The following is a 21,932-nucleotide window of genomic DNA, read 5'->3' on the forward strand; positions in this document are numbered from 1 at the left end:
GGCAACAAATTACCCAGCCAGACCGACAAACATATCCTGCACATCATCATGGTTGTCGAGGCCTTCCAGGAACGCTTCAACCTCAGCCATCTGCTCATCGCTCAAACCGCTGACCGGGTTCTTCGGCTGGTAGCCCAGTTTCGCCGACAACACCGTGAAACCTTGCTCCGGCAGTGCTTTTTGCACCGCGTCCAGGTCTGCAGGTTCGGTCAGGAACAGGGTCGTGCCCTCTTCTTCACCCGGTTCAAAATCCTGGGCACCGGCTTCAATCGCCGCCATTTCCGGATCGGCATCCGGAGTGTCCGGGGACGCTTCGATCATGCCGACATGGTTGAAGTCCCACGCCACGGAACCGGAAGCGCCCAGTTGGCCCTTACGGAACGCCACGCGGATTTCCGCTACGGTGCGGTTGATGTTGTCGGTCACGCATTCAACGATCAGCGGCACCTGATGCGGGGCGAAGCCTTCGTAAGTCACGCGATGGTATTGCACGGTTTCGCCCAACAGGCCCGCGCCTTTCTTGATCGCGCGATCGAGGGTTTCCTTGGGCATCGAGGCTTTCTTGGCCTGTTCAACCACAAGTCGCAGGTGTGCGTTGGTGGCGGTATCGGCGCCGTTACGCGCAGCAATGGTGATTTCTTTCACCAGTTTGCCGAAGATCTTGCCCTTGGCGTTGGATGCCGCTTCTTTGTGTTTAACCTTCCACTGTGCGCCCATTACTCACTCTCTTGATCTGTGGCGCCGAGACATCTATTGGCCGACGCGTTGCGCAAGTTTATACGGCCTAAAGTTGGCAATCGACCAAAAAATGCGCCGGGGCCACCGGCTTCACGGATCGACATTTTCGCCAGCACTCGTAGGGCGATTCTGAAACAGCGATTTGCGCAGACCATTGAGCGGCGCGGTTTCGTACCCTTCACGTCCGCAATCCAAGGCAGAAGCGCACTCGATGCACAACGACAAGGAAAGTCTCTCCACCCTGACCCTCCTCGACAGCGGTTTAAGCCTGCAAGTGTTGAAGTTCAGTGGCACCGAAGGCCTGAACCGGCCCTATCGGTTCGACATTGAAGTGATTGGCCTGGCACCGGCGATGAACCTCGAGCCGTTGCTGCAACAACCGGCCCGGCTGACGATGGGCGATCGCACCGCTGTTCACGGCATTCTTCACAGCGCCAGCCGTGAACACCGCGGCCCGCACTGCATCGGCTATCACCTGGTGCTGGTGCCTTACCTGCAAACCCTCGACCGTCACCGCTGTCGTCGGGTGTTTCATCACCTCAGCGTGCCGGCCATCCTGCGTCAATTGTTCCAGGAACATGCGCTGCCCGAGGACAGCTATCGCCTGGAACTGGCCACCGTGCACTACCCGCCCCGGCCGTTTTGCATTCAATACGAAGAGTCCGACCTGACACTGATGCAGCGACTGTGCGAAGAAGAAGGCATCCACTATCACTTCGAACAGAGGTGCGATGGGCATGTGCTGGTCCTGGCGGATGACAGCCAGACATTCCCCCAGGAGCCGCTCGTGCTGCCCTTTCAAGAGGATGCGCCCAGCGAGACGTCTTTGCCGGTGATCAGTGAGCTGTCCCAACGTCACAGCGCGCGCGCCCTGCCCACCCGCCGCGTTGCCAACAATCGCGGATTTCAGGCATCGGGTGACGGCGCCGCCAACCATACCTTGGCCAAGGCATCCCCCTTCACCGGTCGCCCCGCACCCGAGCAGGCGCACCGCGAGCAACTCAGTCGCCGGTCACTGCAGCGTCTACGCTGCCAGCATCGACAGATTGAAGGCCGAAGTGATCACGCCGGCTTGCGCAGTGGCAGCATCGTGCAAGTGATGGAACATCCCCTGTCAGGCTTCAACGATCAGTGGCTGATCACCGACGTCCAGCACGGCGGGCAACAGCCTTCAATCCTGGCCGACCAATGTCCCCGTCGCTACAGCAATCAGTTCACCGCCATTCCCTGGTCAACGGAATTCAGGCCCGCGCTCACGCAACCCCGGCCGAGCATTCCAGGCTATCAGAGGGCGTTAGTGCTGGGCGTCGCCGGACAACCGGCAGCGCTGGATGAGCAACATCGAATCCACGTGCGGCTGTGGCCAGCACTGGAAGAGGACGCGGATGAATCCATCGGCCTGTGGCTTCCCGTGGCCCTCGCCACACCGCAAGGCGGGATTGATCCCTCCAGCCTGCCCCTCGCCGGCACCGAAGTGCTCATCAGCTTTCTCGACAGCGACCCGGATCGCCCGGTGTTGTGCGCCACCGTCTTCAACCCGACCAAGCCCCGCGCCGCCTATCAACCGCGCAGCGATGGGCGATTGCTGCTCGATTGGCTGATCAATCGCTAGCCCTTGTCCGCCTTGCCGGCCGCCGCGGCAAACTTGGCCAGGCGTACGTCCAGGTGCCGTGGCCTGCGGCCGTGATCTTCGGCGCGCTCCTTGCGGCGGATGGCGTTGCGCACCATCAGGGAACCGAGGTAACGAATCGGCTCCGGCGGAAAAAACCCTAAAGGACCGTTCACCAATGGTGAACGGGTCCAGGCATTGTCCAGCCCCAGGACCATCGAGGCCAGAATCTGCCCGCCCATGTGGCACGGGCCAACGCCGCTGCCGGAATAACCGAACCCGTAGAACACATTCCCGCTGGCGCTCATCTGGCCAAAGAACGGCAGACCGGTGACCGAACGATCCGACGGACCATTCCAGGTCGCCTCGACCCTGGCGTCGGCAAACGCAGGAAAGAACTCGTTCAGGCTGTCTTTCAACAACCCGGCGTACGGAGACGGCTGATCGAACACCGGCAACATCCGCCCGCCATAGGCGAAGGTGTTGCCGCCCTTGCCGAGCATGATCCGGCCGTCCGGGGTGTTGTGGTAGTAGTGCACGAAAATCCGCGAATCAAGCACGGTGACGCCGCTGGTCAGGCCGATCTCGTCGAGCAGATCGGGACGCGGTTCGGTGATCAACATGTCGCTGGAGACAATCGCCACGCTGCGTTCGAACTGCGGGAACGCCCGGGCCATCCAGGCGTTCATTGCCAGCACCACGCGGTCTGCGCGAACGGTGCCGTTGCGGGTTTGAATCCCCGCTGGCTTGCCCTCCTCCAACCCGGTCATCGCAGTGTTCTCATGAATGCTCACGCCCAACTGCAACGCCACCCGCCGCAAACCGCGCACCAGTTTCCCGGGTTGCACGCTGGCGGCCGCCGGGGAAAACCAGCCCTCCAGATGCTTGCTGGAACCGGCCATGCGTTGCACGTCGGCGACCGGGCGCTGGGTGAACGAGTTGATGCCGTTGCGCTCCAGCGCGGCAATCACCGCATCGGTCGAGCCACACTGGGCGCGATTGGTCGCGGTGTAGAGCGTGCCATCGAGGCGGTACTCGGCCTCCACGCCATACTGTTCGCAGAAGGTGCCAATCGCGTAAATGCTGCGCTCGGATTCCTTGACCAGGCGTACCGCCTCCTCGACACCGAACAGTCGCTCGAGGGTGAAATACTTGGCCGACCACGACAACGCACAACCGCCGTTCCGACCGCTGGCGCCTGCACCGCAGATGTCGGCCTCGATCAGCACCACATCGAGTTCCGGGTGCTGCTCCTTGAGCATGATCGCCGTCCACAAACCGGTGTAGCCGCCACCGACGATGCACACGTCTGCACGGGTATCGCCGTCCAGCGCCGGGCAGGTGTCGGACGTATCAGCCTTTAGGGCCTGGTCCAGCCAAAAGGGTCTCATGGGGAAATCTCCAGTCAGATGCCCACACGCCAGCCTGCCGCCCGTGCAGCAGGCTGCGAGGGACAGGATTCAGGTACGCAGGGGTTTGATCGCCATCGCCCGATTGGGCACGAAGGGATAGTTGGTACGCAGGCCAGCCGGGCGGCTGTTCCAGTGGGGGATCAACACCAGGGCCGAGAACAAGGCGCAACCGGCGAAGACAATGAACACGGTGACCGAGTCGAAGTAACCCGGCAGCAACCCGCCGAGAATCGCCCCGACCGAACCGCAACCGTTGACGAAACCCGCTGCCGTCGCGCCCGCCTTGGCGGTGCCGAAATCAATCGCTGCCGCACCGCTGATCATCGAGTCCGGCCCGTACAGGGTCAGGCCCATGACAAACAACAGCACGACCACCAGCAAGACGCTGCCGGTGTGCAAGGCGCCCATGAACAAGGCCAGGGTCACGGTCAGCGCCAACAGGCTGAGGACGCAGGCCGGCATGCGACGGGCCCCGAACACTTTGTCCGACGCCAGACCCAGCAGGATCGGCCCGAGCAGCCCGGCCAGTTCAAACGCGGTCGGGATGATCGCCGCGCCGACCTTGCCCACCGTCGGCATTTGCTCGAACACGATCACCGGGCCCCACAGCAGAATCGCGTAACGCGCCGGTTTCAGCAGAAAGTACGCCAGGCCCAGCACCAGCACCGTGCGGTTGCGCAGGATTTCCTTCAAGGGTTCCAGGATGCTGATCTTGCTTTGCGCGTCAGCCTCTTCAGCGGTCAACTCGGGTTCGATGTCCACCGCCGGCAGGCCGACGTCTTGCGGTGTGTTGCGTTGAAAAATAAAAAACAGCACGGCGACCAGCCCAACCACCGCCGCACTGGAAATGAACGCCGCATGCCAGGTGCCGATCAGCGTATATGCCCACCAGCCCGCAAACGGCGATGCCACCAGCCCACCAAAGGCATAGCAGGAACTCCATAACCCCAGCACTCTGCCGCGCTGTTGCGCGGGGAAGAAACTGCCGAGGTTTTTGCACAGCCCGGACCAGCCGGTGGACTGCGCCAACCCTTGAATCAACATGCAGGTGGCGAAGATCGGCAATGTCGCGTAAGTGCCCATCACCAGCGCTGCCGCCGCAGAAATCAGTAACCCGCCGAGCACCACGACCCGAGGGCCAAAGCGGTCGGCGAGCATGCCCCAGGTGAACTGCCCGAGGGCGTACGCCGCCAGGTAGATCGCGTCGAGGTTGGCCATGGCCATTTTGTCGAGCATGAAGGTGGGGTCTTCGGCGATCCCCAGTTTGGCCACGGAAAATGCTTTGCGGGTGAAGTAGAAAGCGGCGTAGGCGAGCCAGGTGATCGCGAAGATCTGCACGCGCCAGCGCTTGATGGTGCCGATGGGATTGTTCATTGTGGTTCTGACCTCAGGGTGTGAGTGTGCCGGCAGGATTGGAAGAAAACGCCTGTGTTTTTATTGTTGAGCACTGCGGTATCGCGGATTCCCTGTCGCGATACCGGTCAGATGAGTCCTGTTGTTGCACGCACAGACTCATGGCCACCGCGGCTGTTCGACTGACCAGTCACCGGGGCTGAGATGGATAAAAACAATTACTGATTAATAAGTGAAATCGATTTATCGTATTTCCAAAATAAGCTCAGCTTGTTACTGGAGGTTTCGATGTCGGTTTCCCACGCCCAACTCAAAGCCTTCCACGCCGTGGCCGTCCACGGAAGCTTTACCAAAGCCGCCGAGCGGCTATTCCTCACGCAACCGGCGATTTCCGACCAGGTGCGCAAACTTGAGGAGCGCTTCGGTGTGTTGCTGTTCCATCGCAACAAACGCTCGGTGCGCCTGACGGATCTGGGCGAGCGCTTGCTCGCCATCACGCAGCGGCTGTTCGTGATCGAGGCCGAAGCCCAGGAGCTTTTGCAGGACTCCCAGGCCTTGCAGACCGGCAGCCTGATCCTCGCGGTGGATGCGCCGGTGCACGTCCTGCCGCAGATCGCGCGGTTCTGCGAACGCTATCCAGGCATCAGTGTAAAGATTGAAACCGGCAACACCGATGAGTCGTTGTTTCGTCTGTTCAACTATCAGGCGGACCTGGCGTTGCTGGGCCGGGATGTCAGCGATGAGCGGCTGATCTCGCTGCCCCTGCGCAATGACCCGATGGTGGCGTTTGTTTCACGCCATCATCCGTGGGCGGATCGCGAATCGATCTGCCTTGCGGACCTGGATGACACGCCGTTGGTGCTGCGTGAAATCGGTTCGGTGACACGCCAGACACTGGAAGAAGAAATGGCCCGGGCGGGGTTTCGCATTCGCCCGGCGATTCAGGTGGAAGGACGGGAAGCGGCGCGGGAGGCGGTGGTGGTCGGGATTGGGGTTGGGGTGGTGTCGGCTGCCGAGTTTGGTGCCGACTCAAGGGTTTGCGCGTTGCCGATTACTGATTGCACTCGGCGGCTGACGGAGACGCTGGTGTGTTTGCGTGAGCAGAGTTCGCGGCGGGTGGTGGCGACGTTTCTGGAGATGGTTCGCGAGAGTCTTGTGTAGGCAGGCCCGCGATAGCCGCACTTCGTTTCTAACTGACCGGCGCCAGATCAAAAAACGCCTGAATCAAACGCAAATCCCGCCGCCGCTCCATGCACCCGATCATGTGCCGGTTAACCAACCCCTCGCCCACAATCGGCACCGCCGCCACCCGTGGGTCATGGCTGACTTCCACCGACGACACCACCCCAACCCCCAACTCCGCCGCCACCGCCTCGGTCACCGCTTCACGACTGTCCAGCTCCAGCAACACCCGTGGATTGACCTTGGCCTGATCGCAAGCCTGATCGAACGTGCGTCGGGTAATCGAACTCGGCTCACGCAACACCATGATCACCTGATCCAGTTCCTTGAGCTTCACGCTGGACGCTTTCGCCCAACGATGGCTTTGCGGCACCAAAGCGCAAATCCGTGATTCGCTCAGCGCCTGTAAATGCAGGCCCTTGCGCGGTTCAACCTCGGTCAACACCGCCACGTCGGCATGCTCGGACAACAACGCCGCCAGGGTTTCCTGAGCATTGCCCAGCCGCAGGTTCACGGTGATGCCGGGGTAACGCGCGCGCAGACTAGCGAGCATCGGCATGACCATGTGCGGCCCGTCCGCCGCCACTTCAAGCCGTCCGGTCAGCAACTGCCGGTTCGCTTCGAGCATCACCTGCGCCTCTTCTGCCAGGCCGAACATGGCCCGGGTGATCGCGGCCAGTTTGGTGCCCTCCTCCGTCAGCTCCACCCGTCGTGCGGTACGGCGCAACAAGGTGATCTGGTAATGCTCTTCCAGAGCCTTGATGTGTCCGGTCACCGCCGGCTGACTGATGAACAACCGCGCGGCGGCACGGGTGAAGCTGCCTTCGCGGGCCACGGCATCAAAGGCCCGAAGCTGAAACAGGTTCATGAATAACTCTCACTGATGGCTGGCATAACAACAAACAATTTGATTGATAGCACGGCAAATTGCAATTTATGTCCCGTAGCTTCATCCCATCGAATGCGAGGACACGAGAATGAGTACTGCCGAACCCATCCTGCTCACCCCCGGCCCACTGACCACATCGGCCCGCACCCGTCAGGCGATGATGGTCGACTGGGGGTCATGGGATGACCGCTTCAATCAACTGACCGCCAGCCTGTGCGAGCAACTGCTGGCGATCATCAACGGCGGCGCCAGTCATCACTGCGTTCCCCTGCAAGGCAGCGGCACCTTCGCGGTCGAGGCAGCGATCGGGACGCTGGTACCCCGCGACGGCAAAGTATTGGTGTTGATCAACGGCGCCTACGGCAAACGCCTGGCGAAAATCTGCGAAGTGCTCGGCCGCTCCTTCAGCACCTTCGAAACCGCTGAAGACGAACCGACCACCGCTGCCGACGTCGACCGTCTGCTGCACGCCGACGCCAGCATCACCCACGTCGCACTGATTCACTGCGAAACCAGCACCGGCATCCTCAATCCGCTACCGGAAATCGCCAACGTCATTGCGCAACACGGCAAGCGCTTGATCATCGACGCCATGAGCTCTTTCGGCGCGCTGCCGGTGGATGCGCAACAGGTGCCGTTCGACGCCCTGATCGCCGCGTCGGGCAAATGCCTGGAAGGCGTACCGGGCATGGGCTTCGTCTTTGCTCGCAAAGAGTCGTTGGCCAACGCCGCCGGCAACTCGCACTCGCTGGCGATGGACCTGTTCGACCAGCACACCTACATGGCCAAGACCGGTCAATGGCGCTTCACCCCGCCGACCCATGTGGTCGCGGCGCTGCACGAAGCGTTGCTGCAATACAACGAAGAAGGTGGCCTGCCGGCGCGGCATCAGCGCTATGCCGACAACTGCAACGTGTTGCTTGAAGACATGGCCCGGCTCGGTCTGCGCAGCTTCCTGCCCGCCGCGATTCAGGCGCCGATCATCGTCACGTTCCACGCGCCAAAAGACCCGCGTTACCAGTTCAAGGAGTTCTACGAACGGGTCAAGGCCAAGGGGTTCATCCTCTATCCCGGCAAATTGACCCAGGTTGAAACCTTCCGCGTCGGCTGCATCGGCCACGTCAATCAGGCCGAGATGCACGCGGCGGTGGCGGCGATTGCCGAAGTCCTGCGCGAGATGGAAGTGTTAGAGATCTGACTCACAACACTCTGCTACACAAATTTGCTCATCATTCCAACAGACAGGATTTGAGACATGAACTACGCAAACCCAACCAAACTCCAGGCCGCGATCCTCGACTGGGCCGGCACCGTCGTGGACTTCGGCTCCTTCGCTCCCACCCAGATCTTCGTCGAAGCGTTCGCCGAATTCGACGTCCAGGTCTCCATCGAAGAAGCCCGCGGACCGATGGGCATGGGCAAGTGGGACCACATCCGTACCCTGTGCGATCAGCCACAAGTCGCTGAGCGTTATCGCGCCGTGTTCGGCCGCGCACCGACTGACGATGATGTCACCGCCATCTACAAACGCTTCATGCCGCTGCAAATCGAAAAAATCGCCGAACACTCGGCCCTGATTCCAGGCGCACTGGACACCATCGCCAACCTGCGTCAACAAGGGATCAAGATCGGCTCGTGCTCCGGTTACCCGAAACAGGTCATGGACAAAGTGGTCGAGCTGGCCGCCACCAACGGTTACGTCGCCGACCACGTGGTCGCCACGGACGAAGTCCCTAACGGTCGCCCTTGGCCGGCTCAGGCCCTGGCCAACGTGATTGCGCTGGGCATCGACGACGTCGGCGCCTGCGTGAAAATCGATGACACCGTGCCGGGCATTCTCGAAGGTCGTCGTGCCGGCATGTGGACCGTGGCGCTGATCTGTTCGGGCAACGCGCTGGGCCTGGACTACGAAGGCTATCGCGCCCTCGGCAGCGATAAGCTGGACAGCGAACGCAAGCGCATCCACGCGATGTTCGAAGGCTCGCGTCCGCACTACATGATCGACACCATCACCGACTTGCCGGAAGTAATCGCCGACATCAACAAGCGCCTGGCGAATGGCGAAATGCCGCAAAGCAGTTGATCGCGGTTTTCTGCGCATAAAAAAGCGTCAGCTCCATTACGGAACTGGCGCTTTTTTGATGTCGATCACCTGACCCAGTGCGTCATACGGCACAATCACTCAAGGCAAATCCGCCAAAGCGGATTACAGTTAAGGAACGCCGTCGGTCAAGAACGGTGGTTTCAGACCAGACCTGTGAGGAGCACCGTATGCCCTGGAAGAATTCCGAATCACGCTACAGCACCGTATCGATCACGCTGCATTGGTTGATGCTGGTCTTGTTGGCGCTGGTTTACGCCTGTATCGAGTTTCGCGGGATCTTTCCCAAAGGCAGTGGCGGTCGCGCGCTGATCGTTGAATCGCACTTCATGTTGGGCCTGACCGTGTTCGTGCTGGTCTGGCTGCGCTTGTTCGCCCGCAGCCTTGGGCCTGCACCGCAGATCTTCCCCGCCTCGCCCAAGTGGCAAATTACGCTGGCGAAGTTGATGCACTGGGCGCTGTACATTTTCATGATCGCGATGCCGATTCTCGGGTGGCTGGTCACCAGCGCCAAGGGTAATCAAGTAATGTTTTACGGCTTTGACCTGCCGATGCTGGTTTCGGAAGACAAGGCGCTGGCCAAGCAGATCCAGGGCTGGCATGAACTGGGCGGCACCATTGGCTACTGGCTGATCGGCCTGCACGCTCTGGCCGGGATCTATCACCATTACGTGGTGCGGGATAACACCCTGCTGCGGATGATGCCCAAGCGCGGCTGAACACAGCTGAACGCGATCCTTGTAGCAGCTGGCGAAGCCTGCTGCGACAAGGATGGGGTGGTTACTGAAATCCCCGGCGGCCTTGCAAGCCGCCGGTGTGGATGAAGATCAAGCGTGTACCCTTTTCAAAATGCCCTGCCTCGACTTGCTCCTTGAGCATCAGCAACGCCTTGCCGGTGTACAGCGGCTCAAAGGGCACACCGCTGGCGTGTTCGGCTTGATCAATGAAGTCGAGTAGCGGCTGATCGACTTTGGCAAAGCCGCCACGACTGGCGTCCAGCAGTTCGAAGTTACGCTGCGGCACACCGGCCTCTTGCAGTATCGATTCGACCTGTTGCGCAACGCCGTGATCCTCGGGCACCGCCATCGCGCCATACACACTGCGTTCACCCGCCTCGGCCAGCACCAGGCCGGCCAGAGTGGTGCCGGTTCCGCACGCCAGCCACCAACCGTCGAAGTCGCTCCATCCCAAACGATTCAATTGATCGTCGACTATTGCCTTCAACGTGATGCACCCTCGCGCACCACGCAGACCGCCGCCCCCTTCTGGCACTGGATACAGGTCGGGGTATTGCGCCTGCCAGGGTAGCCAGAAACCCGGTTCATGCCGCGCCCGGTAGCCGCCGTAACCCAACCAGTGCAGTTGCATGCCGAATGCCTGCAAGTCCTTCACCGTCGGGGTGTCTTGTGGGTGGCCGCGCAGCAGTCCCACGGTATTGAAACCGAAGCGTTTACCGGCGGCGGCCAGTGCGTGCAGGTGATTGGAGTGAGCACCGCCCAGGCTGATGATGCCGCTGGCGCCGGCGAGGTTGGCGGCGGTGAAGTGTTCGATGAGTTTGAACCACTTGTTACCGTTGATTAGCGGGTCGATTTGGTCGAGGCGCAGGATCGCGAGTTCGATGCCGGCGGCGGTGAGCCAGTCGAGTGGGAGGGGGTCAAGAGAGGCTTGGGGTAGCCAGTCGCAGGGAGGGAGGTGCATCGATGCCGGCTCTGGGTAAAGAGCCGGCATTCTAATCGCTCCAAGGACGCCTTCGCGAGCAGGCTCGCTCCCACACTCGATCTATATCGCATCGAAGATCCACTGTGGGAGCGAGCCTGCTCGCAAAGGCCATTGGCATGCTAAACCTGCTGATTACAACTCAGCAGCCAACCGCGACCCCTGATTGATCGCCCGCTTGGCATCCAGCTCCGCCGCCACGTCCGCACCACCAATCAAATGCACGTTCTGCCCGGCCGCAACCAACCCGTCCTGCAATTCACGCAGCGGATCCTGCCCGGCACAGATCACGATATTGTCCACCGGCAGCACTTGCGGCTCGCCTGTTTCGCCGATGCGGATGTGCAGACCTTCATCGTCGATCTTCAAATACTCGACGCTGTTGAGCATCTGCACCTGCTTGTTCTTGAGCCCCGTGCGGTGAATCCAGCCTGTGGTTTTGCCGAGGCCGTCGCCGACCTTGGTTTTCTTGCGCTGCAGCAGGAACACATCACGCGCCGGTGCATGCGGCTCAGCCTTGATGCCCGCCACACCACCGCGCGCTTCAAGGTGAGTATCGATGCCCCACTCCTTCCAGAACGCGTCGCGATCCTGACTGGTGGCGACGCCCTGGTGCACGAGAAATTCCGACACGTCGAAACCGATACCGCCCGCGCCGATCACCGCAACACGCTTGCCCACCGGTTTGCGCTCCAGGATCACGTCCAGGTAGCTCAACACCTTGGCGTTTTCCACGCCGGGAATCGCCGGGGTCCGTGGCGCGATGCCGGTGGCGAGAATGATCTCGTCGTAACCGCCCTCGACCAGTCGAGCCACGTCGACGCGGGTGTTCAGGCACACCTCGACGTTGGTGGTCTGCAATTTTCGGTTGAAATAGCGCAGGGTTTCGAAGAACTCCTCCTTGCCCGGCACGCGCTTGGCGATGTTGAACTGACCGCCGATTTCGCTGGCCGAATCAAACAGCGTTACCTGATGCCCGCGCTCGGCGGCCACCGTCGCAGCGGAAAGCCCGGCAGGACCGGCACCGACCACGGCGATTTTCTTGATCTGCTGCACCGGCAGGTAGTTGAGCTCGGTTTCATGGCAAGCGCGCGGGTTGACCAGGCAACTGGTCAACTTGCCGCCGAAGGTATGGTCCAGGCACGCCTGGTTGCAACCGATGCACGTGTTGATTTCATCTGCGCGGCCTTCAGCGGCCTTGTTGACGAAGTCCGGGTCGGCGAGGAACGGACGCGCCATGGACACCATGTCGGCATCGCCTTCGGCCAGAATCTGCTCGGCCACTTCCGGGGTGTTGATGCGGTTGGTGGTGATCAGCGGAATGCTCACCGAGCCACGCAATTTGGCGGTGACTTTGCTGAACGCCGCGCGCGGCACTTTGGTGGCGATGGTCGGGATCCGCGCTTCGTGCCAGCCGATACCGGTGTTGATGATCGTTGCACCGGCCTGTTCGATGGCCTTGGCCAGGGTGACGATTTCTTCCCAGCTGCTGCCGCCTTCCACGAGGTCGAGCATCGACAGGCGGAAGATAATGATGAAGTTCGGACCCACCGCTTCACGCACGCGACGGACGATTTCCACCGGCAGGCGCATACGGTTTTCGTAGCTGCCGCCCCAACGGTCGGTGCGGTGGTTGGTGTGGGCGGCGAGGAACTGGTTAATGAAATAACCTTCCGAGCCCATGATCTCGACGCCGTCGTATTCGGCGGTTTGTGCCAGTACCGAACAGGTCACGAAATCGCTGATCTGTTTTTCGATGCCTTCCTCGTCCAGCTCTTTGGGTTTGAACGGGTTGATCGGCGCCTGGATGGCGCTCGGGGCGACCTGCTTCGGGCTGTAGGCATAACGCCCGGCGTGGAGGATCTGCATGCAGATCTTGCCGCCCGCCTCGTGCACGGCGCGCGTCACGATCTGGTGCTTGAGCGCTTCTTCCTCGGTGGTCAGCTTGGCTGCACCGGAATACACCCCGCCCTCGTCGTTAGGGCCGATGCCGCCGGTCACCATCAGGCCAACGCCGCCGCGCGCACGTTCGGCGAAGTACGCCGCCATGCGTTCGAAACCGCCGGGTTTCTCCTCAAGACCGGTGTGCATCGACCCCATCAGGGTGCGGTTGCGCAGCGTGGTAAAACCCAGGTCCAGCGGGGCCAAAAGGTGCGGGTAGTGAGCGACGGCCATTTGTAACTCCACATCGAGCGATCACGGAAAAAATGCAGGAGCTCTGCGGCTCCCATCAGTCATGGTGGACAGACTAAGAGTCGCATCGCTGTCACTCAATGACCGAAACTGACAAGTTAATGATCAAAATGCGCAGCGCCCCTTGGCAAGCGCTGACGGGCGGCCTACCCTAGCCGCAAACCCTGCACACGGCCGTTGACTGCTTCCCCATGCGCAAACTTCTGTACCTGACTTTTTCCATGGCGATCATTGCCGCCCTTACCACTTACGCGATGTGGGCCGCGGATCGTCCGGTGGGCCATTACCTGTCGGACTTGCGCATCAACCTGGCCATCGATCAAGGCACACCTGCCGATCGCGGCAACCTGCTGGGCATCCAGCCCGAACTCTTCCCCACCGATTATCAAAGCCCTGAACGCCTTCATCGCAAACTCGCGGCCTATTTGCAAAAGGCCCAGGATCAGGGCCTGCTGAACGACAAGACCATCGTCGTGCTGCCCGAACATGTCGGCACCTGGCTGATGGTCAGCGGCGAGAAAGATGAACTGTACCAGGCGACGACGCTCCAGGAAGCGATGAACTGGCTGGCGGCGAGCAATCCGTTGCAGTTCGTTCGTGCACTGATCAGCGCCAAGGGCGACAGCCGGATCGACGACGCCCATTTGCGGATGAAAGCCAAAGGCATGGCCAAGAATTATCAGGCTCTGTTCGGCGGGTTGGCGAAGGAATTTCATGTGACGCTGGTGGCAGGCACCATCGTGCTGCCGGAACCCAGCGTGATCGACGGCACGCTGAAAATCGGCCGCGGTGCGCTGTACAACAGCAGTGTGATCTTTGGTCGTGATGGCCTGCCGATAGGCCAGCCTCAACGCCAGATGCACCCGGTGTTCGAGGAGCCTGAAGACATCAAGGACAACGAACAACAGGCACTCACCGTCATCGATACACCGGCCGGACGCCTCGGCGTTTTGATCGGCAGCGATAGCTGGTACCCGGACAATTACCGCAAGCTCGATGATCAGGGCGTCCAACTGGTGGCCGTTCCGGCATACGTCATTGGCCGCGACACCTGGGATAAGCCGTGGCGCGGTTACCGCGGATTGCCGACACCCGCCTCCGTCAGCCTCAAGCCCGGCGAATTGAGCGAAGGTCAGGCCTGGCATCGCTTGACCTTGACCGCCCAACCGCCTGCGAGCCAGGCCATTGCCGGTATGAGCGTGTTCCTGCGTGGGCAGTTCTGGGACAAGGGCAGCGCCGGGCAAAGCTTTCTCAGCAACAATGGTCAACAGTTCGCCGATGGCAATGCCCGTGGCGCGCGGTTGCTGAACCTCTGGTTGTGACCCATGAAACCGCTACCGATGCGTCTCGGGGATTTATCGGTGGGTTTCGTCCATAGCCTGGCCGATGCCGTACACAGCCACGGAGTAGACCCGCAACCGTTGCTCGATCAATACGGACTCGACGCGGCCCGGTTGGCGGAGCCCGGTGCCCGGCTGTCGATTCCGCGCTATATGCGTTTGGGCCATGGGGCAATTCAACTGACGGACGACCCCGCGCTGGGTTTGCGCATGGGCCAGCTCAGCCGCCTGAGCCAGGCCGGCCTCGCCGGCGTCACGGCCGCGCAGGCGCCGACGGTTCGGGAGGCCGCACGCTGCCTGATTCGTTTCGAAGCCTTGTACGGCTCCAACTATCGCGGTCAGTCTAGCTTCCATGAAGACGCTCAGGGCGCATGGCTGCGCTTCTATTCCATCAGCCCCTACAACGCCTACAACCGCTTTGTGGTGGATTCGATCATCGCCGGCTGGTTGCACCAGTTGTCGAGCATCAGCCCTGCCCCGCTACGCGCAGAGCGCATCGAGATCGAATTTGACGCACCGCAATACCGCGAGGCCTATGCCCTGCTGGGCGATTGCCCGATCCAGTTTGCTGCCGAGCACAATCAACTGCGCCTGAGCCTGGCCAGCCTTGCTCAACGCAACCCGGAACACTGTCCGAGCACCTGGCGGCATTTGCTGCAACTCTGTGAACGGGAACTGGAGCAGCTGACGCGCACCCGTAGCCTGCGTGAACGCATCACTCAGTTACTGGGGCCGTTGCTCAATGGTGGCCGGGAACCCGACCTCGAAGAAGTGGCGACACGCCTGAAGCTGCCCACCTGGACCTTGCGCCGCAAACTGGCCGAAGAGGGCACGCAATTTCGTGCGATTCTCAACGACACCCGTCGCGACCTAGCCATGACCTACATCCGCGATACCGAACTGGCGTTCGGAGAAATCGCCTACCTGTTGGGTTTCGCTTCAGCGGAAGCCTTCCAACGGGCCTTCAAGCGCTGGAACGGCCAGACACCCGGCGAGTTTCGCCGCAGCCATCGCCAATCCGCTTGACGCTTACAGCTCTGTAGCGTCTTCGGCGGGCTCTAGCGGGTCCAGTTCAAACGCCTGGTACTCGAGCAGTTCTTCTTGATAATCGTCCATTTTTGAATCCCCCAGCGCTCGTTAAAAAAATGCCTGAATAAATGACCAGCGCCTTGAGCATAAAGTGCCCCCGTGAAAGAAAAATGACGCGGGCGCACCGCTCAGCGGCTACTCAATAAAACGTAGCAGTCGGTCAGGAATTTATCACAGGATTTTTTCGATACAGGCTGTAGGACTAAGGCCTGACTGACGCAGATCAACGTTTAGCGCCTACAGGATCGGTGTCGTCTGACCCGACCCCGTAGATAAACGCTTACTGACCAGAGATGGGCATGGCCGGAATCGGCTCGCTAGGGGGCGGCAGGTCCGACGGTGGTGGCGGCGTGACCGCATCTGCGGTCGGTGCCGGTTCACCGTTTTGTGCTGGGGCAATCGGTGCGGTCTCGGCCGGCGGAGCAATCGGTTCAGAGGCCGCAGGGACCGGTGCAGGCTCAGCAGCCGGTGCGGGTGCTGGTGCTGGCGTCTGCTCCACAGGCGTTGGCGTCAACGCTGCAGGCGCCACTTTGGCTTCAGGCACGCCCAGGTCTGTCTTCGGCTTCTCGACGATGTGTGCGGCTTTCTTCGCTTCCGGAGGCAGGAACAATTCGACCAGGGTGAAAAAACGCTCGTAGAACTTGGCCGACGAAACGGTTTCGCTGGCGACCTTGACCATCGAGTCGTCGGATGAGCCGATCGGCATCGACACCGAGCCCAACACACCGACACCCAGGCTGGCGGAGTTGTTGGTTTTCTTCAGTGCATAGCGGTCCTGCAAGGCGTTGGCGAACATGGTCGCGTGGTGCCCTTCGCTGCCGTCATCGGCACAGACCACACTGAAGCTGATCTCCATGTGCGTGTCGCCGGTCTGCTGGAAACTCTTGTGTCCGCTGATCAGCTTGGGGTCGCTGCTGGTGATGATGTAACCCTGGCTGAGCAACGCACGGCGGGCGGCTTCGCAGGTCTGCGCATCGCTCACGGGGTAGTTGCGCGAAAAGGTGCCGGAGTCAGCGAAGTTCTCATGCTCATAAATCGCGGCTTTCTTGGAGGAGCAGCCGGCAGCAGCAGCGAGCACCAGTGCCAACCCGACGAGACGCATGGGAATTGATTTAAACATTGAACATCCTGAGGAAAACGGTCCGGGGCGTATTGTGCAACAGATCGATGCTTAGCGGAGCATCGATTAGTGTCTTAAAACAGATACAAGTGTAAAGACTCCCATTGGCGGGAAAAGGTCGCTCCACACCCGTTTCCGGCGACGGATAACCGTTTCACGTTCCGTTCAGGCATAAAAAACCCCGGCCTTTCGGCCGGGGTCCTTGTGTAGCGAGGCGCTCAATCAGGCATCAATAACGCTTGATGTCCGCTTCGCTTTCCAGCTGCTTGCGGTAAGCCGCGAAGTCTTGCTGACCAATGCGCGAGGCGAGGAAGCGGCGGTATTGAGCCTTCTCTTCTTCGGTCGGCGCGGCCGCTTCGTTCACGTTGTTCAGACGCACGATCACCAGGCTACCATCGGCCAGGGTCACGTTGCTGAAGGTCGGCTTGTCCTTGGCGGCAGGCTTGGGCATCCGGAACAGCGCCTGCAACACAGTTGGGTCAACCCCTTCCTGAGCGCGGGTAGCCGCTTCGGTCACTTTCCAGCTCTGGCCGTCGATCGCCTTATCCAGCGGGGTCTTGCCGTCGCGCAGGCTGGCAATCAGCTGTTCAGCCTTGGTCTTGGCGGCAGAGCTGGCGTGCTCCTTGGCCAATTGCGTGCGGATGGCCGTGTTAACGGCTTCCAGCGGCAGCTGTGCGGGTTTCAGGTGTTCCTTGGCGCGCAACACGATCACGGTTTCCGGATCGAGTTCGATGGCGGTGCTGTTGGCACCCTCATCCAGCACTTCAGGACTGAACGCAGCGGTTACTACTGCACGGTTGGCCGCAATGCCCTCACCGCCTTCACGACCAAATGGCTTGGAAGTGTGGATGGTCAGCTTCAGGTCTTGCGCCGGCTGGGCCAGATCGGACGCTTCGAACGAGGCGTCTTCCAGTTGCTTGGTCGCCTCGACGAAACGCTGCTCGACTTGCTGGGTTTTCAGCTCGCGGGTCAGCTTGTCTTTCAGGCTGGCAAACGTCGGCACTTCAGGTGCTTCCACACCCAACAGCTTGATCAGGTGGAAACCGAAGTCGGTACGAACCGGCTCGGAAACTTGATCCTTGGCCAGCGAATACAGGGCTTTTTCAAAGGCCGGGTCGTAGACGCCAGGACCTGCGTAACCGAGGTCACCGCCATTGTTGGCCGAACCCGGATCCTGGGAGAACTCTTTGGCCAGTGCCTCGAATTTCTCGCCTTTAGCCAGGCGTGCCTGCACGTCTTCGATCTTGGCCTTGGCTTGCGCCTCGGTCACTTTGTCGTTCACTTCGATCAGAATGTGCGCAGCCCGACGTTGTTCGGACAGGTTCGCGGTTTCTTTCTGATACGCCGCTTGCAGGTCTTCGTCCTTGACGGTGACCTGATCAAAGAAGGAAGCCTTCTTCAATTCCAGGTAGTCGATGACCACCTGATCCGGCGTCATGAACTCCTTGGCGTGTTCGTCGTAGTAGGCTTTGACTTCTTCGTCGGTCAGCTTCACAGCCGCCGGGTCAGCCTTGACGTTCAGGGAAGCGAAATCGCGGGTCTGTTTTTCCAGACGGGCGAAGGCCAGTACCTGAGCGTCAGTGACAAAACCGCTACCGGCCAGGCCAGCGCGCAGCTGACCGATCAGCATTTCCTGAGCCAGCATCTGGCGGAACTGCATACGGCTGTAGCCGAGCTGACGGATCACCTGGTCGAAACGCTCCGGGCTGAACTTGCCGTCGACCTGAAATTCAGGCGTCTGCAGGATCACTTGGTCCAGGGCAGCTTCGGAGAAAGCGAACTTCGAGTTCTGTGCGCCTTGCAGCAGCAATTTGCGATCGATCAAGCCTTTGAGGGCCGATTCGCGCAGCATTTTTTCATCGAGCAATGAAGCGTCGAAATCCTTGCCCAGCTGTTGCATGAGCTGACGGCGTTGCATATCAACCGCCTGGCTCAGCTCGTTCTGGCTGATTTCTTCGCCATTGACCTTGGCCGCATCATTGCTGTGCGTAGTGGCCTTGAAAATGGCATCGAAACCGGTCAAAGCCATCAGTGCAACGATGACCCCGATAATGGTCTTGGCAATCCAGCCTTGTGAATTGTCCCTGATATTCTGCAGCATGCGTCCCCCAGAAACGGTTGAACTTCAAAATTAGGCAACCGTGGAGCGTGGGTAGAATCCGGATAGAAGAAAGGCGCATCCGAGGATGCGCCTTCTCGTAACTGACGGAGCGGACCGAGGGTTCGAACATGCGACCCTCGGCGTCTCGGACCGGCAACTTGCCGACTGGACTACCGCTCCGCTGCCAGGTCAGGCATGACCCCGACCCGGATAGGCAAAAACCTGAATCGAACTTAGTTGACAGCTTCTTTCAGTGCTTTACCGGCTTTGAAACCTGGTTTTTTGGCTGCTGCGATTTCCAGAGTCTTACCGGTCTGTGGGTTACGACCGATACGAGCTGGACGATCAGTGACGGAGAAAGTACCGAAACCAACCAGAACAACGGAGTCGCCAGCCTTGAGAGCGCCAGTGACGGATTCGATTACTGCATCCAGGGCTTTACCAGCGCTGGCTTTGGAGATGTCCGCAGATACGGCGATAGCATCAATCAGTTCCGACTTGTTCACTCTAAGTCCCCTTATATCTATTTGAGTATGATTCTAAGTTTTTTTGGTGAAAACAAAAACGAGTGCTGAATGGCCTACAGACACTTAAGAGCCGCTTTATAACAAGGGCTCTAAAAAGCTGTCAAGGAAGCCACCCGGCCAAATGCGTACTAATGCGTGCTAATTCTTTCCTTAGAGTCAGACTCGCGTTTTTCATCCTTTGCAACGATCTCTGGAGCCACATCAGGCAGGGGCTCCGGCGCGTATTGCAGCGCAATTTGCAGGACCTCGTCAATCCATTTAACCGGTTTAATCTGCAGATCTTGCTTGATATTGTCAGGAATTTCCTTCAGATCGCGTACGTTTTCTTCAGGAATGATCACTGTCTTGATCCCGCCACGGTGAGCAGCGAGCAGTTTTTCCTTCAAGCCGCCAATTGCGAGCACCTGGCCACGCAAGGTGATTTCACCTGTCATCGCAACATCTGCGCGCACCGGAATCCCGGTCAGTGCCGACACGAGGGCCGTGCACATGCCCACACCGGCGCTAGGGCCGTCCTTGGGGGTCGCCCCTTCCGGCATGTGAATATGCGTGTCGCGCTTCTCGTGGAAGTCCAGAGGAATCCCCAGGCTCTTCGCACGACTGCGGACCACGGTCAGTGCTGCGGTGATCGATTCGACCATCACATCACCCAGGGAACCGGTCTTGATCAGCTGGCCCTTGCCCGGAACGACCGCGGCTTCGATCGTCAGCAGTTCGCCGCCTACTTGCGTCCACGCCAACCCGGTCACCTGACCGATCTGGTCCTGCGATTCGGCCAGGCCGTAGCGGAATTTACGCACGCCCAGGAAGTGTTCGAGCATCTCGGCCGTCACTTTCACCGAGAAGCGTTTTTCCATCGCATGTTCTTTGACCGCCTTGCGGCAGACCTTGGCAATCTGGCGCTCCAGCCCGCGTACACCGGCTTCGCGGGTGTAGTAGCGGATAATGTCGCGGATCGCTTCGGCGTCGAATTCCAGCTCGCCTTTCTTCAGGCCGTTGGCAGTGATCTGCTTGGGCGAGAGGTATTTCACGGCGATGTTGATTTTTTCGTCTTCGGTGTAGCCCGGCAGGCGAATCACTTCCATCCGGTCCAGCAAGGCTGGCGGAATGTTCATGGAGTTCGAGGTGCAGAGGAACATCACATCGGACAGGTCGTAGTCGACTTCCAGGTAGTGATCGTTGAAGTTGTGGTTCTGCTCGGGATCGAGCACTTCCAGCAACGCCGACGCCGGATCGCCACGCATGTCGCTGCCCATTTTGTCGATTTCATCGAGCAGGAACAGCGGGTTACGAACGCCCACTTTTGTCATCTTTTGAATCAATCTTCCTGGCATCGAACCGATGTAAGTACGGCGATGACCACGAATTTCGGCTTCGTCACGCACGCCACCGAGGGCCATGCGCACGAATTTGCGGTTGGTGGCGTGGGCAATCGACTCCGCCAGCGAAGTTTTACCCACACCAGGAGGACCTACCAGGCACAACACCGGGCCACGAATTTTCTTCACGCGTTTTTGCACGGCGAGGTATTCGAGGATCCGCTCCTTGACTTCTTCCAGACCGTAGTGGTCTGCATCGAGAATGTCTTCAGCGCGCGCAAGATCCAGGCGCACTTTGCTCTGAGCCTTCCAAGGCACCTGAACCAGCCAGTCGATGTACGAACGCACCACGGTCGCTTCTGCGGACATTGGTGACATTTGTTTCAGCTTGTTCAGCTCACCCTGGGCTTTGGCCAAGGCATCTTTCGGCAGGCCGGCAGCATCGATGCGCTTTTTCAGCTCTTCGATTTCGTTGTGGCCTTCGTCGCTGTCGCCGAGCTCCTTCTGAATGGCCTTCATCTGCTCATTCAGGTAGTACTCGCGCTGACTGCGCTCCATTTGTTTTTTGACGCGACCGCGAATGCGTTTTTCGACTTGCAGCAGGTCGATCTCGGCATCCAGCAACGCCAAGACGTGCTCGACCCGGGCCGACAAATCGATGATTTCGAGGATTTCCTGCTTCTGTTCGATCTTCAGGGCCATGTGAGCGGCCATGGTGTCGACCAGGCGGCCTGGCTCGTCGATGCTGTTGAGCGACGACAGGACTTCAGCGGGGACTTTCTTGCCCAACTGCACATATTGTTCGAACTGAGCCAGCAGGCTGCGAACGAACACTTCCGACTCGCGCTCAGGCGCGTCGACCTCATCGATCAACGAGACTTCGGCACGGCAGTGGCCGTCCACTTCGCTGAAGCGCTCCACGGCGCCCCGCTGCTCGCCTTCGACCAGAACCTTTACAGTGCCGTCAGGCAGCTTGAGCAGCTGCAGAACGGTCGCAATCGTACCTACGCGATAAAGTGCATCTTCACCGGGATCATCGTCAGCAGGGTTTCTCTGAGCCAGCAGAAGGATCTGCTTGTCGCCCGTCATCGCAGCCTCGAGGGCTTCGATGGATTTCTCGCGCCCCACGAACAGCGGGATAACCATGTGCGGATAAACCACAACATCACGCAATGGCAGGAGAGGCAATTCGATGGTTGTCTTCATGATTTCGCCTCTACGGCGGCCATAAGGCCGGAAACAG

The 21,932-nt window shown here is 60.0% G+C and carries 17 protein-coding genes; 7 read left to right on the plus strand and 10 right to left on the minus strand.

The features are described 5' to 3' along the window. Nucleotides 1-9: 9 nt before the first annotated feature. Nucleotides 10-717, minus strand: a complete 708-nt coding sequence (locus tag J2X66_RS24830) for a YebC/PmpR family DNA-binding transcriptional regulator (RefSeq protein ID WP_027925038.1) — start codon at nucleotides 715-717, stop codon at nucleotides 10-12. A 232-nt stretch (nucleotides 718-949) separates the two neighbouring features. Between J2X66_RS24830 and J2X66_RS24835 the strand changes: the two genes are divergently transcribed. Then, nucleotides 950-2,350, plus strand: coding sequence for a type VI secretion system tip protein TssI/VgrG (locus tag J2X66_RS24835; RefSeq protein ID WP_310269846.1), 1,401 nt, complete (start codon nucleotides 950-952; stop codon nucleotides 2,348-2,350). Here the strand turns inward: J2X66_RS24835 and J2X66_RS24840 are convergent. Both J2X66_RS24840 and J2X66_RS24845 read right to left on the minus strand, forming a co-directional pair. Then, a complete protein-coding gene (locus J2X66_RS24840) occupies nucleotides 2,347-3,738 on the minus strand; it encodes an FAD-dependent oxidoreductase (RefSeq protein WP_310269849.1) in 1,392 nt (463 codons plus the stop codon). The genes J2X66_RS24835 and J2X66_RS24840 overlap by 4 nt on opposite strands. A 69-nt stretch (nucleotides 3,739-3,807) precedes the next feature. Next, nucleotides 3,808-5,133 carry an MFS transporter gene (locus tag J2X66_RS24845; protein WP_027925035.1) on the minus strand — a complete coding sequence of 442 codons (1,326 nt, stop codon included), beginning with the start codon at nucleotides 5,131-5,133 and terminating at the stop codon, nucleotides 3,808-3,810. Between the two features lie 267 nt (nucleotides 5,134-5,400). On the opposite strand from J2X66_RS24845, the gene J2X66_RS24850 reads away from it, so the two are divergent. Then, complete coding sequence (locus tag J2X66_RS24850) at nucleotides 5,401-6,273, plus strand: LysR family transcriptional regulator (protein WP_123432317.1); 873 nt, start codon at nucleotides 5,401-5,403, stop codon at nucleotides 6,271-6,273. Nucleotides 6,274-6,301: 28 nt separating this feature from the next. Here J2X66_RS24850 and J2X66_RS24855 read toward each other — a convergent pair whose 3' ends face one another. Then, entirely contained in the window at nucleotides 6,302-7,162 is an 861-nt protein-coding gene (locus tag J2X66_RS24855) for a LysR substrate-binding domain-containing protein (RefSeq protein ID WP_310269856.1), read from the minus strand. A gap of 109 nt (nucleotides 7,163-7,271) precedes the next feature. Between J2X66_RS24855 and J2X66_RS24860 the strand changes: the two genes are divergently transcribed. The 3 genes from J2X66_RS24860 to J2X66_RS24870 all read left to right on the plus strand — a co-directional run bounded on the left by J2X66_RS24860 (nucleotide 7,272) and on the right by J2X66_RS24870 (nucleotide 10,003). After that, nucleotides 7,272-8,381: a 2-aminoethylphosphonate--pyruvate transaminase gene (locus J2X66_RS24860; protein WP_310269861.1), complete on the plus strand. Its 1,110-nt coding sequence runs from the start codon at nucleotides 7,272-7,274 to the stop codon at nucleotides 8,379-8,381. Between the two features lie 57 nt (nucleotides 8,382-8,438). Continuing rightward, the gene (gene phnX / locus J2X66_RS24865; protein ID WP_310269864.1) at nucleotides 8,439-9,266 is read left to right on the plus strand and encodes a phosphonoacetaldehyde hydrolase; all 828 of its coding nucleotides are present in this window, start codon (nucleotides 8,439-8,441) and stop codon (nucleotides 9,264-9,266) included. A gap of 188 nt (nucleotides 9,267-9,454) precedes the next feature. Further along, nucleotides 9,455-10,003 (plus strand): cytochrome b, encoded by a 549-nt coding sequence (locus tag J2X66_RS24870; protein WP_123432321.1) that lies wholly within the window; start codon nucleotides 9,455-9,457, stop codon nucleotides 10,001-10,003. A 61-nt stretch (nucleotides 10,004-10,064) separates the two neighbouring features. On the opposite strand, the gene J2X66_RS24875 is transcribed toward J2X66_RS24870, so the two are convergent. Both J2X66_RS24875 and J2X66_RS24880 read right to left on the minus strand, forming a co-directional pair. Further along, entirely contained in the window at nucleotides 10,065-10,982 is a 918-nt protein-coding gene (locus J2X66_RS24875) for a pyridoxal-phosphate dependent enzyme (protein ID WP_310269869.1), read from the minus strand. A 153-nt stretch (nucleotides 10,983-11,135) separates the two neighbouring features. Beyond that, nucleotides 11,136-13,175, minus strand: coding sequence for an NADPH-dependent 2,4-dienoyl-CoA reductase (locus J2X66_RS24880; protein WP_310269872.1), 2,040 nt, complete (start codon nucleotides 13,173-13,175; stop codon nucleotides 11,136-11,138). Nucleotides 13,176-13,384: 209 nt separating this feature from the next. Here J2X66_RS24880 and J2X66_RS24885 point away from each other — a divergent pair, with 209 nt between their 5' ends. After that, a complete protein-coding gene (locus J2X66_RS24885; protein ID WP_310269875.1) occupies nucleotides 13,385-14,515 on the plus strand; it encodes a carbon-nitrogen hydrolase family protein in 1,131 nt (376 codons plus the stop codon). A 3-nt stretch (nucleotides 14,516-14,518) separates the two neighbouring features. Further along, nucleotides 14,519-15,559 (plus strand): AraC family transcriptional regulator, encoded by a 1,041-nt coding sequence (locus tag J2X66_RS24890; protein WP_310269879.1) that lies wholly within the window; start codon nucleotides 14,519-14,521, stop codon nucleotides 15,557-15,559. Nucleotides 15,560-15,902: 343 nt separating this feature from the next. Here the strand turns inward: J2X66_RS24890 and J2X66_RS24895 are convergent, their stop codons facing one another. The 4 genes from J2X66_RS24895 to lon all read right to left on the minus strand — a co-directional run bounded on the left by J2X66_RS24895 (nucleotide 15,903) and on the right by lon (nucleotide 21,895). Beyond that, a complete protein-coding gene (locus tag J2X66_RS24895) occupies nucleotides 15,903-16,742 on the minus strand; it encodes a DUF2242 domain-containing protein (protein WP_310269882.1) in 840 nt (279 codons plus the stop codon). Nucleotides 16,743-16,971: 229 nt separating this feature from the next. Then, a complete protein-coding gene (locus tag J2X66_RS24900; RefSeq protein ID WP_310269886.1) occupies nucleotides 16,972-18,843 on the minus strand; it encodes a SurA N-terminal domain-containing protein in 1,872 nt (623 codons plus the stop codon). 233 nt (nucleotides 18,844-19,076) lie between these two features. Next, on the minus strand, nucleotides 19,077-19,349 hold the full coding sequence (locus tag J2X66_RS24905; protein WP_027926068.1) for an HU family DNA-binding protein: 273 nt from the start codon (nucleotides 19,347-19,349) through the stop codon (nucleotides 19,077-19,079). 149 nt (nucleotides 19,350-19,498) lie between these two features. After that, nucleotides 19,499-21,895, minus strand: a complete 2,397-nt coding sequence (gene lon / locus J2X66_RS24910) for an endopeptidase La (protein WP_027926069.1) — start codon at nucleotides 21,893-21,895, stop codon at nucleotides 19,499-19,501. Between the last annotated feature and the right edge of the window lie 37 nt (nucleotides 21,896-21,932).

This window comes from Pseudomonas sp. 3296, from assembly GCF_031456615.1.
In the GTDB taxonomy this organism is placed as follows: Bacteria; Pseudomonadota; Gammaproteobacteria; order Pseudomonadales; family Pseudomonadaceae; genus Aquipseudomonas; species Aquipseudomonas mucoides.

What these genes read in the sequence shown, in the direction of transcription:
- J2X66_RS24830 (WP_027925038.1), bottom strand. Translation starts at nt 717, where the DNA reads ATGGGCGCACAGTGGAAGGTTAAACACAAAGAAGCGGCATCCAACGCC.
- J2X66_RS24835 (WP_310269846.1), top strand. Translation starts at nt 950, where the DNA reads ATGCACAACGACAAGGAAAGTCTCTCCACCCTGACCCTCCTCGACAGC.
- J2X66_RS24840 (WP_310269849.1), bottom strand. Translation starts at nt 3,738, where the DNA reads ATGAGACCCTTTTGGCTGGACCAGGCCCTAAAGGCTGATACGTCCGAC.
- J2X66_RS24845 (WP_027925035.1), bottom strand. Translation starts at nt 5,133, where the DNA reads ATGAACAATCCCATCGGCACCATCAAGCGCTGGCGCGTGCAGATCTTC.
- J2X66_RS24850 (WP_123432317.1), top strand. Translation starts at nt 5,401, where the DNA reads ATGTCGGTTTCCCACGCCCAACTCAAAGCCTTCCACGCCGTGGCCGTC.
- J2X66_RS24855 (WP_310269856.1), bottom strand. Translation starts at nt 7,162, where the DNA reads ATGAACCTGTTTCAGCTTCGGGCCTTTGATGCCGTGGCCCGCGAAGGC.
- J2X66_RS24860 (WP_310269861.1), top strand. Translation starts at nt 7,272, where the DNA reads ATGAGTACTGCCGAACCCATCCTGCTCACCCCCGGCCCACTGACCACA.
- phnX (WP_310269864.1), top strand. Translation starts at nt 8,439, where the DNA reads ATGAACTACGCAAACCCAACCAAACTCCAGGCCGCGATCCTCGACTGG.
- J2X66_RS24870 (WP_123432321.1), top strand. Translation starts at nt 9,455, where the DNA reads ATGCCCTGGAAGAATTCCGAATCACGCTACAGCACCGTATCGATCACG.
- J2X66_RS24875 (WP_310269869.1), bottom strand. Translation starts at nt 10,982, where the DNA reads ATGCACCTCCCTCCCTGCGACTGGCTACCCCAAGCCTCTCTTGACCCC.
- J2X66_RS24880 (WP_310269872.1), bottom strand. Translation starts at nt 13,175, where the DNA reads ATGGCCGTCGCTCACTACCCGCACCTTTTGGCCCCGCTGGACCTGGGT.
- J2X66_RS24885 (WP_310269875.1), top strand. Translation starts at nt 13,385, where the DNA reads ATGCGCAAACTTCTGTACCTGACTTTTTCCATGGCGATCATTGCCGCC.
- J2X66_RS24890 (WP_310269879.1), top strand. Translation starts at nt 14,519, where the DNA reads ATGAAACCGCTACCGATGCGTCTCGGGGATTTATCGGTGGGTTTCGTC.
- J2X66_RS24895 (WP_310269882.1), bottom strand. Translation starts at nt 16,742, where the DNA reads ATGTTTAAATCAATTCCCATGCGTCTCGTCGGGTTGGCACTGGTGCTC.
- J2X66_RS24900 (WP_310269886.1), bottom strand. Translation starts at nt 18,843, where the DNA reads ATGCTGCAGAATATCAGGGACAATTCACAAGGCTGGATTGCCAAGACC.
- lon (WP_027926069.1), bottom strand. Translation starts at nt 21,895, where the DNA reads ATGAAGACAACCATCGAATTGCCTCTCCTGCCATTGCGTGATGTTGTG.